Below are 14,212 nucleotides of genomic sequence, written 5' to 3'. Positions count from 1 at the left end.
GGATCGGCGACACAGTCGCCCGCCAACTCACCCTCGACAGATCAGTACGCTACCAACCACTGAACAAACCAAAACTGTTCACGAAGTCCTGAAACACATCTGTTCACGAAGTCCTGAAACATGACATGTCGTTCTAACGGCATTTACCACTCACGAGCCCCGGCGCTCAGCGGTCCTGGCCTGGCTGTCCGCGATACCGGAAAAGTCGCGCTCGCGGGCCCGACCTTCACGCCCCGTCGAGGTACATGAAGGCCCCCTTCCTTGCGCCTAGGTACAGGAAGGGGGCCTTCATGTACCTAAACCGGTTGCGAGAGGGTCGCCATCGTTTTAGCGTCGCTTATGGCCGCCACTTTGCGAGCGCTCGAATTCGCCGCGCACGACCCGCAAGGTCTCGAACGATTCTGGTCCGGGCTTCTCGGCCGGGAAATCGACGACACCGGCTTCCGGCTGAGGTTCGTGAAGAGCGACGAACCGAAGACCCGCCAGAACCAGATGCATTTCGACCTGACGAGCCAGTCCCTCGACGACCAGCGGCGGACGGTCGCGAAGGCGCTCGGACTCGGCGGGCGGCACATCGACATCGGCCAGCTTCCGGACGAGAAGCATGTCGTGCTCGCCGACCCCGAGGGCAACGAATTCTGCGTCATCGAGCCGGGCAACGACTTCCTCGCCGATTGCGGTTTCGTCGGCGCCGTCGCGAGCGACGGCTCGCAAGAAGTCGGCTATTTCTGGAGCGAGGCACTGGACTGGCCGCTGGTCTGGGATCGGGACCAGGAGACCGCGATCCGGTCTCCGCGCGGCGGCCCGAAGATCACCTGGGGCGGCCCGCCGTTCACCCCGAAGACCGGACCGAATCGGCTCCGTTTCGTCCTGGACGGCCCCCTCGCGGAGATCGACCGGCTCGTCTCGCTCGGCGCGGCCCGCCTCGGTCCACAGGAAAACGGCCGCGTGGAAATGGCCGATCCCGACGGGAACGAGTTTTCTGTCGTGGTGCTTGGCTAGCCTCCGCGGTATGGACATGAGAGCCGTGGCCGAAAGCCTGGTCGACGGGGAACGCGTCAGCACCTGGGAGCTGAAAGACGCCGGACCGGACGATTTTCCCGAACTACGCGAGATCCGGCGCACCGGGGATCAGTCGCTGCGCAACGCGGCGCGCGCTCTGCTGTTCGGCCTGGGCGGCCCGGAGGCGCTCGGCGAGCACGACCTCGCGCTCGTCCGTCGCCTGATCCGGGGCAAGATCGCCGACGAGGTGCCGGTCGCGATGCGGAGTTGCGAGTTCTGGTACGCCATCCCGACCACGGACCAGGCGGCGGTGCTCGACGCGTTCGGCCTGTCCGATCCGGAACCGGTGACCATGTCGCTGGGCGCCGAAATCCGGAACCAGCACTACCACGGCTCCGGGCATCAACGCTGTGCGCGGATCTACGTCAGTCCCGTGCTCGACGGGTGGACGTTCGTCTTCGGCAGGCCGTCGGACGACCAGCACCCGGCGAGCGTCACCGACGAAAGCACCTGGAGCATCGAGCCGCGCGAGCAGTATCAGGCCATGCTCGCGAACGAGAAGGTCCGACGCGAAGTGGACCGTGACCGCTGCGTCGTGTTGAGCCGCCGGTTCGGCGCGGCGCACCAGTACTGGCGCGGCTACGGCGACTCGACGACTTCGTGGTGCGTCGCCGAAAAGGGCGAGCTGGTCCGGTCCTATGACGTCTCCGCTCCCGAGGAGTCCGTCGGCGAACTCGCGGCCGAGAACGGCTACCTGCTCCCCCACGAGGACACCCCGCTGCCCGAAGGCTGGGCCGACGACATCGTGCACACCGACAATCCCTTGGACTGGCAACGGGAATGGGTCCGGCGCCACCGGCGTCTCAAAGCGGAGCTCGGGCTACCGGACCACTGTGACGCGGATACGATCGCGGAGGCGATTTCGGTGCACCCGGGCAAGATAGGGCCGGACACCCGTATCGAAGGGCACGGGGTCATAGCACTCACGAGATGTGGCCGAGAGTATGGCCACCCGCGAACCCTGTTGCGAGGCCTCACTTACACGCCGGCGCCGGAACCCCCCTCGCTCCTCGACGAAGACCAGACCTGACGAACCACAGGTACGTTCGGCCATACGGCACAGGATGGAAATTGGTCTACACCTATTGACGCGCGTCGCCTCGGCGGCTCAAGCTGCTCTGACCGAGGGCCATCTTCCACTGTCGGAGGTTCGGCGTGCCAAGGAGAACCAGGAAACTACTCCCCCTGCTGGCGTCGCTCATCACGCTGGCCGGACTCATGATCGTCGTCATCAGCCCCACCACGTCGAGCGCGGCAGGCCACGAGGACTGTCGTCCCGACGGGCTGTACCGGACACCCGGCGTCGACACCCCCTACTGCACCGTCTACGACACCAACGGACGGGAATCCCTGGGAGAAGGGCATTCCCGTCGCGTGATCGGCTACTTCACCAGCTGGCGCACCGGCAAGAACGGCGCACCGGCGTATCTCGCGAACAACATCCCGTGGACCAAGGTCACCCACCTGAACTACGCGTTCGCGCATGTCGACGCGCAGAACAAGGTGTCGGTCGGCACCCCTGGCCCGAACAACGAGTCCATCGGCATGGAATGGCCGGGCGTGCCCGGCGCCGAGATGGATCCGTCGTTGCCCTACAAGGGACATTTCAATCTGCTGAACAAGTACAAGAAGCAGTACCCGAACGTGAAGACGCTGGTTTCGATCGGCGGCTGGGCGGAGACGGGCGGCTTCCTGAACCCGGACGGCACGCGCAACGCGTCGGGCGGGTTCTACAAGATGACGCAAAGCCAAGCGAGCATCGACATCTTCGCGGATTCCGTCGTGAAGTTCCTGCGCGACTACGGATTCAACGGCGCGGACATCGACTACGAGTACGCGACTTCGGCGAACTACGCCGGAAACCCGGACGACTACTGGATCGCGCAGGCCAACCGCGGCACGCTGTGGGCTGGCTACGAGAACCTGATGCGCACGCTGCGCCAGAAGATCGACCAGGCGGGCGCCGCCGACGGCAAGCACTACCTGCTGACCGCGGCCGTCCCCGCGTCCGGCTGGCTGCTGCGCGGCCAGGAGGTCTACGGCGTCACGCAGTATCTCGACTACGCCAACATGATGAGCTACGACCTGCACGGCGCGTGGAACCAGTTCGCCGGGCCGAACGCGGCGCTCTACGACAACGGCAAGGACGCGGAACTCGCGCACTGGCAGGTGTACACGACACCGCAGTACGACGGTCAGGGTTATCTCAACACCGACTGGGCGTATCACTATTTCCGCGGCGCCATGCAAGCCGGCCGGATCAACATCGGCGTCGGGTTCTACACCCGGGGCTGGCAAGGTGTGTCCGGCGGGACGAACGGACTGTGGGGCACCGCTCCGTTGCCGGACCAGAAACAATGTCCACCCGGCACCGGATCGCAGGTCGGTTCGACGGTGCCGTGCGGTAACGGCGCGATCGGCATCGACAACCTCTGGCACGACATGAGCCTGACGGGCGCCGAGGTACCGGCGGGCGCGAACCCCATGTGGCACGCGAAGAACCTCGAAAACGAGATCACCCCGGACTACCTGGAGAAGTACGGGCTGGACCCGAAGAACAACCCGAAGGACCGGCTCTCCGGCACCTACAACCGGTATTACGACAACAGCATGGTGACGCCGTGGCTGTGGAACAACGACAAAAAGGTGTTCCTGTCCACTGAGGACGAAGAGTCGCTCGCCACGAAGGCCAAGTACGTGGCCGACAAGGGCATCGGCGGCGTCATGATCTGGGAACTGGCAGGCGACTACGCCTTCGACAGCGCCAAGGGCCAGTACTTCATGGGCGACACGCTGATCACGAAGATCAACGACGGCCTGCGCGGCGCCGCTCCGTACGGCAACAGCAAGTCGTCGCGTCCGGCGCCGTCTTCGGTGCTGAACGCGAACGTCAAGCTGACCGGCTTCGCGCTGGGCGACGCGAACTACCCGATCACCCCGCAGATGCGCATCACCAACAATTCGACCACCACCATCCCCGGTGGGACGAAAATCGAGTTCGACTACGGCACGAGCGCACCCGGCAGCATGTCCGACCAGTCCGGCTTCGGCCTGGCCGTCACGAGCAAGGGACACAGCGGGCCCAACGTCGGTGGCATGAAGGGAGACTTCCAGCATGTCGCGGTGACCGTGCCGTCCTGGCAGAACATCGCCCCGGGTGCCACGGTCGAGGTCCGGCTGAACTACTACATGCCGATCGCGTCCCCGTCGAACTTCACGTTCACCTTCGGCGGGACGACCTACGCGATCGCGTCGGACAACCCGCGCGGCGGCGGCGCTCCGCCGACGACGACCACCACCCCCACCACGACCACGGGTACGACGACCACGTCACCCACCACCACGACCAGTCCGACGACGACCCGGACGACCACCACCACACCGACGACGACCACCTCGGTGCCGTCCGACGCCTGGAAGCCGAACGTCGATTACGCGACCGGTACCCGGGTGACCTACAACGGCGCGGCTTACGTGTGCCGTCAGGGCCATCGGTCCCTGCCGGGCTGGGAGCCGCCGAACGTGCCTGCCCTCTGGACAGCCGCCTAGACCCCGGCAGCGCGCCATGAAAGGTCCTTTCCTTGCGAAATTTGCAAGGAAAGGACCTTTCATAGCGTCCGGATGTCATGAAAGGGTCGTTCAGGACGAAAAATGTCCTGAACGACCCTTTCATGACACACCGGGGGGGGAAGCGGTGCTCAGTAGCGCCCGGCGGTCAAAGTGTCGAAGTCCGGGAAGTCCCCGGCCAGCGTGGCGCCGGTGAAGTTTCCGACCCACCCGCCGTCGTCGTGGAAGAACCGGACGGACACGTAATCCGGCCGCGTCCCCATGTCGAACCAGTGCGTGGTGTTCGCGGGCACGCTCAGCAGGTCCCCCGCCTCGCACAGCACCGCGTACACCTTGCCGCCGACGTGCAGATAGAACACGCCGGACCCGCGCGCGAAGAAGCGGTCTTCGTCATCGTCATGGGTATGTTCGGCGAGGAACTTCTGCCGCGCTTCGGCGGCTTCGGCCGCCCAACCCGGCTCGTCGGACGGCGTCATGCGGACGGCGTCCACGAAGGTGTAGCCCTCGGCCGCCGAGACCTTGCCGATCTGCTCCTCGTACGCGGCCAGCACCTGCTCCGGCGTCACTTCGCGCGGCAGGTCCGGCACCAGGTCCCACCGGTCGAACCGGACGCCGAGCCGCCCCAGTTCGCCGGTGATCACGGCCGGGTCCTCGGTCCTGAGCGCGATCTCGCCGGGCCGGTCGTCCGGCCACACGGTCAGCAGGGTCATCGCACTCCCCTTTCCTCGGCTACGAGTCTTGTCTCTACCCGGAACCGGAGCAACCACTCCAAACATTCCAGGCGATGACGCGCGTGGCGCAGGTCATCCCCCCAGACGTAGATCCCGTGCCGCGCGACGATCACCGCCGGCGTGTCCGCCCGGAACCCCGCCTCGAACGCGTCACCGAGGACGCGCATGTCCTGTCCGTTGGCGATCACCGGGATCGTCACGAGGTCGTCGTGCGCGGCGCGGCCGAACCCTTTGAGCATCTCCAGGTCCCGCAGTTCGACGCCGTCCGGCCAGTGCTCGGCGGCCACCACCGGCGCGAGCGCGTGCACGTGGATCACCGCGCCCGCACCCGACACCGCCGCGATCCGGGCGTGCAGTCCGGCTTCGGCCGAGGGCACCTTGTCCGGACGCGGCTGGTCGGCGACGGCCAGCCCGTCTTCCCCGACCACCACGACGTCGTCGCTGGTCAGCTCGCCTTTGTCCCGGCCGCTGACGGTGACGGCTACCCGCAGCGGATCGCGGCCGAGCACCACCGACAGGTTGCCCGAAGTGCCCCGCATCCAACCAAGCCCGGCGAACCGGGCGGATTCCTCGGCCAGCGCGCGGCCGGCGAGTTCCAGAACGCTCATCGAGGTACGACCTTCACCTCGTCGAACGTCCGGATCGTCCGGTGTGTCCCGAAATCCGCGTCGCCGAACGGTTCGCCGTCGCGCGCGAGGCCGACGGTCTGCCAGCCGTCGGCTGCCGCGCCGTCGAGCTCGGCGGGGACGTCGGAGAAGAACACGACGTCGCCCGGCTCGGCCTCCAGCGCGGAGGCGATCGCGCGATATGACGGCGCCTCCCGCTTCGGCCCCGCGTTGACAGTGTCGAAGTGCTGTTCGAACAGGCCGGTGACGTCGCCGTCGGTGGTCCGCGAGAACGACGCGACCTGCCCGGCGACCGAGCCGGAGGAGAACACCGCGAGCCGCAGACCCGATTCGTGCCACGACCGCAGCGCCGGGGCGACGTCGCCGAAGAACTCCGTCGTCAGGTCGCCGTCGGCGTACCCGCGCTGCCAGATGAGGCCCTGCAACGTCTTCAGCGGAGCGATCTTCCGGTCCGCGTCCATCCAGCCGTGCAGCACCCGCACGACGTCCACTGTGGACGCGTCCGCCGGGAGCCCGCCGAGTTCCTTGATTTGCGCGACGGCGCCCGCGACCTCCGGGTCGTCCGGGTGCTCGTCGATCCACGGGCCCAGCCGCGGGCGCGCGTAGTCGTAGAGGGTCACGTGCACGTAGCTGGTGGCGGTCAGCGTGCCCTCGATGTCGAGGACCACCCATCGGGCGGTCAGCGTTGCGGTCACTGGTTCGCTTCCCCTTCTGCGTAGTACTCGCGGAGCCGCCCGGGTTCGAAGGCCCCGCGGTCGGTCACCACCGCGGTCACGAACCGCGGTGGTGTCACGTCGAAGGCCGGATAGTGCCCACGGACGCGTTCGCTGGCGACGCGGTGGCCGAGCGCGCTCAGCACCTCGTCGCCGTCGCGGTATTCGATCGGCACGTCGGCGCCGGTCGGCGTCGCCTGATCGGGCGCCTGGACCATCGCGTAGAACGGCACACCGAACGCGTCCGCCGCCACCGCGAGCCCCAGGGTGCCGATCTTGTTGACGACGTGGCCGTCCATGGCGACCCGGTCGGCCGCGGTCACCAGTGCGCCGACCTCACCCGAGGACAGCACCGCGGCGCCCATCCCGTCGGTGATCAGCCGCGTGTCGGCGCCCATCTCGGCGAGGGTCTCGGCGGTCAGCCGCGCGCCTTGCAGGTACGGCCGGGTTTCCGTGCAGAGGAAGGAGAATTCCTTGCCCTGCCGCCGCGCGGCCAGCACGAGTTCGACCAGGTACAGGTCCGCCCAGCAGTGCGTCAGCACGGTCGCCTTGTCCGGCACCAGGTCCGCCGTGTGCGCGCCGAGCGCACGGCTGCGCGAACGGTACAACTCGTCACCCGCTCGCGCCCCCGCCGTCGCGGCCTCGACGAGATCGCCTGCCGATTTGTCCACTTCGGACAGGACGGCGGCGACGGCCTTGCGCAGATGGTTGTTCGTCTCGCGGGTCGCGACGATCCGCTCCCCCGCCCGTCTCAGGTAAGCGCGAGGATCAGCGAGCCCGGACGCCTCGCGCGCGGCCAGCACCATCGCGCCCAGCGCGGCGAAGTACGGCCCGGACGACTGTGTGACCATGTCTTCGATGGCCACCGCGACCTCTTCCGAAGTCCGGCACAGCAGCCACTCCCGTTTGAACGGGAAGACCCGGCGGTCGAGGATGTGCACGCCTTCGTCGTCGAGGCGGACGCTTTCGGCGAGGATCGGCAACGTCATCAGCTGTACCCCGAAAGACACGGCGGGATCGCGTTGAGGAAGTGGTCGCCGACCTCGCGCGCCTTGTAGGTCACGGGATCGTGCAGGGTCAGCGTGCGGGCGTTGCGCCAGAAACGGTCGAAGCCGTACTTGGTCGCCGTGGCCCGGGCGCCGGTGAACTCGAAGACCTTGCTCGTGGTCTCGACGGCGGCCCGGCTCGCGACGATCTTCGCCGACGAGATGGCGATCGCCGCTTCGGCGCGTTCGGCCGGGGTCAGGTCGAACCCGCGCTCGTCGGCCTCACCGAGAGCGGAAACCGCGGCGTCGACGGCGAATCCGGCCGCTCGCGCCGTCGCCACCAGCTCGCCGTAGCCCGCGAGGAGGTACGGGTCCTGAGTCGCTTTGTCCACATCGGACAGTGTCCAGGCTCGCGCGGTCTCCCGCGTGTAGACCGCGGCGGCGTCGAGCGCGCCGAAGGCGAGGCCGACGTACACCTGCGCCAGCATGAGCTGGAAGCCGATCGCGGCGAGGGAGATCCGGGGCACCTTCGGATCCGACTGGTCCTCCGGCTGGGCACCGAGGACGTCGTCCTGCGCGATCCGGACGGCCTCGAACCGGACAGCGCCGCTCGCGGTGAGCCGCTGCCCGATGTTGTCCCATTCCCCGGGGAAGGTGATGCCGTCGGCCCGCGCGTCGACGACGAAGGTCAGCTTCTCGCCGTTGTCCGTCCTCGTCGCGCTGACCACCAGCCGATCGGCGACGGCCGCGCCGGTGGCGAAGGTCTTGGTGCCTTCGACGGTGAACCCGCCGTCGCCCGGGGTCAGCAGCAGAGCCGCGTCGAGTGGATTGCTCACGCCCGCCCAGAACCAGCCCGGTTCGCTCGCCGCGCGCGGCCCGAACAGGCCGGTGCGCCACAGTTGCAGGTAGTGGTAGCCGAGCAGATGACCGATCGAGGCGTCCGCGGCGGAGACGATGCGGGTGGCCTGGTTCGCGGCCGCCCAGCCGGCGGTGTCGAGCAGGGGCAGAAGCCCGGACTCGCGCAGCAGGCCGACCTCGTGGACCGGGAGACGTCCGGCGAGGTCCCGCTCGGCCGCGTCCGCCGTCAAGGTGCTCGCCAGTTCGAGGGCCGCCTTGCGCCACACCTCGGTCATTCCGCTCCCTCCAACTCGACCAGCGCGTCCAGCGCGACACGGGTCGCCCTGGCCACCCCGGCCGCCACGACGTCGCGATGCGGGTCGTAGGCCGACGGGTCGGGATGCTCGGGCCGCGCGTCGCCGTCGATCACGAGCACACCACCGGCCCGCAGGCCGCGCAATGCCGCGAACACCAGCAAGGTGGAGAGTTCCATCTCAATGGCGATCACCCGCGCGGCCAGGTAGTCGGCCATCGGGAGGGTGAGCACCAGCGGGCTGAACGCCGCCCGCGTCCACACCACGCCCCGGTGCGCCTCCGGAGCCGCGCGGCTCAGCGCCACGACCGCCTCCGGGGTGGCGAACGCCGGAAACTCGGGATGGATCAGCTGCTGGGTGACGCCGTCGTCCCGGACCGCCGCCTCGGCGATGACGAGGTCGCCATCGGTGATCCCGTCGGCCAGCGAACCGGCGGTGCCGAGCCGGAGGAAGGTGCGGACGCCCGCTTCGGCCAACTCACCGAATTGGCAGAGCGCGCCAGGGCCGCCGACGCCGTGCGAGGACACGACGACCGGGACACCCTTCCAGGTGCCGGTGTAGCTGCGGTATTCGCGGTTCTGGCCGATGAGGGCGGCGTCCTCCAGTGACTCGGCCGCCGCGGTCGCGCGGTCCGGGTCGCCCACGACCAGCGCGCGGGGCGGCAGTCCGTGCCGGGGGATCTTGGTGATGGGCAGGACATCGCTCACGCGGGCTGTCCCTTCTCGCGTTTCAGGTTGGACAGGAACAGCGCCACGAGCGTGACGACGTAGGGAGCGGCGTCGGTGGCCTGCTGCGGCAGCCCGATGCCTTGGAGCCGGAAGCCGAACGCTTCGGCGAGGCCGAACAGTAGGGCCGCGAGGAGCACGCCGAGCGGATGCGCGCGGCCCAGCATGACCGCGACGACGGCGATCCAGCCGCGACCGGCGGTCATGTTCTCGGCGAACAACGTCACCGAACCCAGCGCCAGTTGCGCGCCGCCGAGCCCGCACAGCGCTCCCCCGGCGAGGATCACTCCGTAGCGGTACTTGGTCACGTTGACGCCGAGGCTGGACGCGGCTTCCGGGCGTTCGCCGACGCCGCGCAGCCGCAGCCCCCATGGATGCCGGTACAGCAGCACGGCGAGCGCGGGCACGGCCAGCCAGGACAGGTAGACCAGCAGCGACTGCCCCGGGATCGGGCCGAACTGGCCCAGCCCCTGCAACGTCGGGTCGCTGAAGGAGCCTTCGGTGCCGAAGACGGTCCTGATGAGGAAGCTGGTCAGGCCGACCGCGAGCAGGTTGCTCGCGACGCCCAGCACGATCGGGTCGCCGTCGAAGGTGATCGAGCCGATCGCGAGGATCAGCGTGTACGCCGTCGCCGCGATGACCGCCACGACGACGCCGATCCAGGCGCTTCCGGTGTACCAGCTCCCGGCGACGGCGCCGAAGCAGCCGACCAGGAGCGAGCCTTCGAGGGAGATGTTGAAGACCCCGGCCCGCTGGCACAACGCGCCCGCGAGCGCGGCGAACAGGATCGGCGTCAGCGCGGTGAGCGCCGAGGAGAAGAGGCTCGCGTCGATCATGCCCGCCCCGCCTTGCGCTTGAAGACCCCCGAGGTGGCCGCGAGGAAGATGATCAGCACCGCCTGCAGGACCGCCGTCAGCTCACGCGGGACCTGGGTGGCGCGTTCCATGGCGAACCCGCCGCTGGTCAGCGCCGCGAAGAACACGGCCGCGAGCAGCGTCCCGAGCGGGCTGGCCCCGGCGAGCAGCGCCGCGAGCAGGCCGATCCAGGTGTACTGCGGCGTGATCAGCGCGCCGTCGATGAACCGGTACGGGAAGCCGAGGACGGCGATCGCGCCGACCAGTCCGGCCGTCCCGCCCGACGCGGCCAGGAGCCGCAGCGTGAGTTTCGGCCGGTCGATCCCGGAGTAGGCGGCGAACCTCGGCGCCCAGCCGGTCACCTTGGTCTCGAATCCGGCGGGTGTGCGGGCGTCGAGCACCGCGTAGACCGCGATCACCGCCACCACCAGGAAGATCCCGGTCGTCACGCCGTCGATTTCGGGCAACCGCGCGCCTTCGGCCAGCTGCGGGCTCTGCGGCAGGCTGGAACCGGCGTCCTTCAACGGGAACCGCACCAGGTATCCGGCCAGCGACATCGCCGGATAGCTCAGCAACAGCGTGCTGATCAGCAGCGGAACACCCAGGCGGTTCTCGCAGACCGCGGCCAGCGCGGCGTACGCGGCTCCGGCGACAGCGCCCGCGAGCAGCGCCAAGATGACTTTGACCGGCCCGGGGCCGGGGACGTACAGGCCGACGGCGAGCGCGCTGATCGCGCCGAGCACCAGTTGTCCCTCGCCGCCGAGGTTCACCATGCCCGCGCGGAGCGGGATCGCGAGCGCGGTGGCCATCCCCGCGACGGGGACGGCGTAGGCGAGGGTGTCGCCGATGCCGTCGGGGCCGAACGCGCCGGAGACGATCGCGCCGTAGGCGGCCAGCGGGTCGGTTCCGGTGGCCAGCAACAGGATCGCGCCGAGGACGAGCGCCGCCGCGACCGGCACGGCGACGAGACGGACGCGGGTCATCCGGCACCTCCGGCCATCGCCAGGCCGACCGTGTGCGGATCGGCCTCGTCCTTGGTGAACTCCGCGACGACGCGGCCTTCGAACAGCACGAGCACGCGGTCCGACAGCGCGAGGACTTCGCTGAGCTCGGCGGAGATCAGCAGGACGGCGTGCCCGGCGTCGCGGTGGGCGACGAGCCGGGCGTGGATGTTCTCGATCGCGCCGACGTCGACCCCGCGGGTGGGCTGCTCGACCAGCAGGAACGGGGCGTCGTGGGTGAGTTCACGGCCGAAGATCGCCTTCTGCTGGTTGCCACCGGACAGGGTTCCCATCGCGGCGGCGGGGCCGGACGCGCGGACGTCGTAGGCCTCGATGATCGCCGACGCGTGCTCGTCGATCGCCTTGCGGCGCAGAAAACCCTTGCGCGCCAACGGTCGCTTGCTGTGGAAGCCGACTGCCAGGTTCTCGCGGAGGCTCGCCGTGGGGGCCGAGCCGACCTCGGCGCGGTCTTCCGGAACGTGGGCGAGCCCGGCGTCCCTTCTGGCCCGGACGGACAGCCCGTCGAGGCTCTGTCCTTTGAGGACGACAGTGCCGCCGGTCTTCAGGAGACCGGTGAGCGCGCCGGAGAGTTCAGCCTGACCGTTGCCCGCGACCCCGGCGACGCCGACGATCTCGCCCGCGCGCACGGCGAGGGACACGTTGTCCAGCAACGGCTTTCCTTCCGCGCCGGGAACGGTCAGGGAACGGGCTTCGAGGATGACCTCACCGGGTGTCCCGGCCGGGTGGACGCGGTCGAGGTCGACCTCGCGTCCGGTCATCGCGGCGGCGAGCCCGGCGGCCGTCTGGTCCGCCGTGCGCCCGCGAGCGCTGACGCGGCCGTCGCGCAGCACCGTGACGTGGTCGCTGACGGCGAGGACCTCCTGAAGTTTGTGCGACACCAACAGGATCGTGCGGTCTTCGGCGGCGAGCGCGCGCAGCACGCCGAACAGCCGCTCGGTTTCGGGCGGGGTCAGCACGGCGGTGGGTTCGTCGAGGATCAGGACGTCCGCCTCGCGGTACAGGAGCTTGAGGATCTCGACGCGCTGCCTGAGTCCGACCGGCAGATCACGGACCCGGTCGCCGGGCCGCAGCCGCAGCTCGTGCCGCTCGATCAGTTCGGTGACGCGGGCGGTCGCCGCCTTGCGGTCCAGCAGGCCGCGGCGGGTCGGTTCACTGCCGAACACGACGTTCTCGGTGACGGTGAGCTCGCCGAACAGGGCGAAACCCTGCTGCACCATGCCGACACCGGCGTCGGTGGCCTGCGCGGGCGAGCCGAAGGAGACTTCCTCGCCGTGCAAGGAGATCGTGCCCTCGTCGGGCCGGTGGAGACCGTAGAGCACGGACATGAGCGTGGACTTGCCCGCGCCGTTCTCGCCCATCAGGGCATGGATCTCGCCTCTGCCGACGTCGAGGTCCACGTGGTCGTTCGCGAGCACTCCGGGGAACCGCTTGACGATCCCCCGGAGTGAGACGGCGTCAGGATTTGGCGGGGTCATCGACGACGATCGCGCCCGAGATGATCTGGTCCCGCAGCTCGCCGACCTTGGCCAGCACGTCGGGGTGGCTCGCGACGACGCACTGCGACGTCGACGCGTCCGGCTCCAGCCCGGTCAGGGAGATGCCCTTCTCCTTGACCCCATAGGACTTCGTCTCGCCGGTCTTGCCGCCGAGGATCGCGTCGACCCCGTCGCCGATGACGACGTTGGTGCGCTTGATGACGTTGTCCACGACCTGTCCCGGGCTGGCCGGGCACTGATTGGCGTCGACGCCGAACGCGAAGAACCCGCCCTGCTTGGCCGCCTCGAACACGCCGAGGTTGCCCGCCGCGGAGGCCGCGCCCATGACGTGGTCGACACCCTGACCGGCGAGCGTCGCGGCCAGCGCCTTCGCGCGGGCCGGGTCGTTGAACGGGTTCGCGCCGCCGATGAACAGCGGGGACAGAGTGGTGCCGGGCTTGGCCTTCTCCGCGCCCTGCCCGAACGGGATCGAGTACCGGCGGAACTGGGGCGCGTCGAGCACGACGACCGCGCCGACCTTGCCGCTTTTGCTCAGCAGCCCGGCTTCGGCGCCGGCGAGATAGCTGCCTTCGTGCTCGCGGAACACCGCGCAGGTGACGTTCGGGAACGGTTTGGTGGTGCAGGAGTCCACGAACAGGAACTTCTGCTCGGGATTACGCTCGGCCTCGGCCGCGATCGCGTCGGCGAAGTTGAAGCCGACGGCGACGATCACGGCGGGCTTCTCACGGACCGCGGCCGCGAGGTTCTGCTGGATCGACGCCGGATCGGTGCTCTGGAACACCTTCTGTGTCCCGTTGTGCTTCTTGGCCGAGTCCTCGATGCCCTGGACGGCGAGCTTGAGGAAGTCGTTGACCCCGACCGGGCTCGGTGTGATCAGGACGAGCGCGGGCCCGGCGGCGTTCTGCGCGGCCGGATCCTTGGCCGAGGCGTTGCACGCGGCGAGGAGCGTGACGGCGGAAACGGCCATGACGGCCCGCAGGAGGGTTCTCGGCGACATGTCCCGGACTGTATGTCGCCGGTCCACGATATGGCACCGAGTCCCACCATGCGGAACCGTGTAGGTCGTTATACGCCCTGGTTCGCGCCCCCGCGAGATGAAGGGGCCTTCCCCGCATGCGACGCAAGGAAAGGCCCCTTCACCCCACTCGACCGGAACGAAAACGCGACTCGCGTGATCAGACTCCGATCTCGCGTGCTTGAAGGCGGATCTCACGTGATTGAGGGCGGGACTCGCGTGATTGAGGGCGGGACTCGCGTGATTGAGGGCGGGACTCGTAGT

At 68.9% G+C, this 14,212-nt stretch carries 13 protein-coding genes; 3 read left to right on the top strand and 10 right to left on the bottom strand.

The window, feature by feature from the left end; genetic code table 11:
• Positions 1-339: 339 nt before the first annotated feature.
• The 3 genes from CFP71_RS40335 (at position 340) to CFP71_RS40325 (ending at position 4,611) form a co-directional block, all read left to right on the top strand.
• Entirely contained in the window at positions 340-1,002 is a 663-nt protein-coding gene (locus CFP71_RS40335; protein ID WP_093939156.1) for a VOC family protein, read from the top strand.
• Between the two features lie 10 nt (positions 1,003-1,012).
• The gene (locus CFP71_RS40330; protein ID WP_244200016.1) at positions 1,013-2,092 is read left to right on the top strand and encodes a hypothetical protein; all 1,080 of its coding nucleotides are present in this window, start codon (positions 1,013-1,015) and stop codon (positions 2,090-2,092) included.
• Positions 2,093-2,217: 125 nt separating this feature from the next.
• Positions 2,218-4,611 (top strand): chitinase C-terminal domain-containing protein, encoded by a 2,394-nt coding sequence (locus tag CFP71_RS40325; protein ID WP_093939154.1) that lies wholly within the window; start codon positions 2,218-2,220, stop codon positions 4,609-4,611.
• A 149-nt stretch (positions 4,612-4,760) separates the two neighbouring features.
• Here the strand turns inward: CFP71_RS40325 and CFP71_RS40320 are convergent, their stop codons facing one another.
• From CFP71_RS40320 to CFP71_RS40275, 10 genes are read right to left on the bottom strand one after another with little or no spacing between them, the layout of a single operon-like run.
• Positions 4,761-5,339 (bottom strand): 1,2-dihydroxy-3-keto-5-methylthiopentene dioxygenase, encoded by a 579-nt coding sequence (locus CFP71_RS40320; RefSeq protein WP_093939153.1) that lies wholly within the window; start codon positions 5,337-5,339, stop codon positions 4,761-4,763.
• Entirely contained in the window at positions 5,336-5,968 is a 633-nt protein-coding gene (gene mtnB / locus CFP71_RS40315) for a methylthioribulose 1-phosphate dehydratase (RefSeq protein ID WP_093939152.1), read from the bottom strand. Before mtnB ends, CFP71_RS40320 begins: the two co-directional genes overlap by 4 nt.
• Complete coding sequence (gene mtnC / locus CFP71_RS40310; RefSeq protein WP_093939151.1) at positions 5,965-6,681, bottom strand: acireductone synthase; 717 nt, start codon at positions 6,679-6,681, stop codon at positions 5,965-5,967. The genes mtnB and mtnC overlap by 4 nt, the downstream gene beginning before the upstream one ends.
• Positions 6,678-7,688 carry a s-methyl-5-thioribose-1-phosphate isomerase gene (locus tag CFP71_RS40305; protein ID WP_093939150.1) on the bottom strand — a complete coding sequence of 337 codons (1,011 nt, stop codon included), beginning with the start codon at positions 7,686-7,688 and terminating at the stop codon, positions 6,678-6,680. The genes mtnC and CFP71_RS40305 overlap by 4 nt, the downstream gene beginning before the upstream one ends.
• A complete protein-coding gene (locus tag CFP71_RS40300; RefSeq protein WP_093939149.1) occupies positions 7,688-8,818 on the bottom strand; it encodes an acyl-CoA dehydrogenase family protein in 1,131 nt (376 codons plus the stop codon). Before CFP71_RS40300 ends, CFP71_RS40305 begins: the two co-directional genes overlap by 1 nt.
• Positions 8,815-9,543 carry a nucleoside phosphorylase gene (locus CFP71_RS40295; RefSeq protein WP_093939148.1) on the bottom strand — a complete coding sequence of 243 codons (729 nt, stop codon included), beginning with the start codon at positions 9,541-9,543 and terminating at the stop codon, positions 8,815-8,817. Before CFP71_RS40295 ends, CFP71_RS40300 begins: the two co-directional genes overlap by 4 nt.
• The gene (locus CFP71_RS40290; protein ID WP_093939147.1) at positions 9,540-10,397 is read right to left on the bottom strand and encodes an ABC transporter permease; all 858 of its coding nucleotides are present in this window, start codon (positions 10,395-10,397) and stop codon (positions 9,540-9,542) included. The genes CFP71_RS40295 and CFP71_RS40290 overlap by 4 nt, the downstream gene beginning before the upstream one ends.
• Positions 10,394-11,398, bottom strand: a complete 1,005-nt coding sequence (locus tag CFP71_RS40285) for an ABC transporter permease (protein WP_093939146.1) — start codon at positions 11,396-11,398, stop codon at positions 10,394-10,396. The genes CFP71_RS40290 and CFP71_RS40285 overlap by 4 nt, the downstream gene beginning before the upstream one ends.
• Positions 11,395-12,912: an ABC transporter ATP-binding protein gene (locus tag CFP71_RS40280; RefSeq protein WP_244200015.1), complete on the bottom strand. Its 1,518-nt coding sequence runs from the start codon at positions 12,910-12,912 to the stop codon at positions 11,395-11,397. The genes CFP71_RS40285 and CFP71_RS40280 overlap by 4 nt, the downstream gene beginning before the upstream one ends.
• Positions 12,893-13,930 carry a BMP family ABC transporter substrate-binding protein gene (locus tag CFP71_RS40275; protein ID WP_244200014.1) on the bottom strand — a complete coding sequence of 346 codons (1,038 nt, stop codon included), beginning with the start codon at positions 13,928-13,930 and terminating at the stop codon, positions 12,893-12,895. Before CFP71_RS40275 ends, CFP71_RS40280 begins: the two co-directional genes overlap by 20 nt.
• Between the last annotated feature and the right edge of the window lie 282 nt (positions 13,931-14,212).

The sequence above is a fragment of the Amycolatopsis thailandensis genome (genome assembly GCF_002234405.1).
GTDB lineage: Bacteria > Actinomycetota > Actinomycetes > Mycobacteriales > Pseudonocardiaceae > Amycolatopsis > Amycolatopsis thailandensis.
Note: the sequence above shows the minus strand (reverse complement) of the source record. Positions and strands in the feature narration are given on the sequence as shown.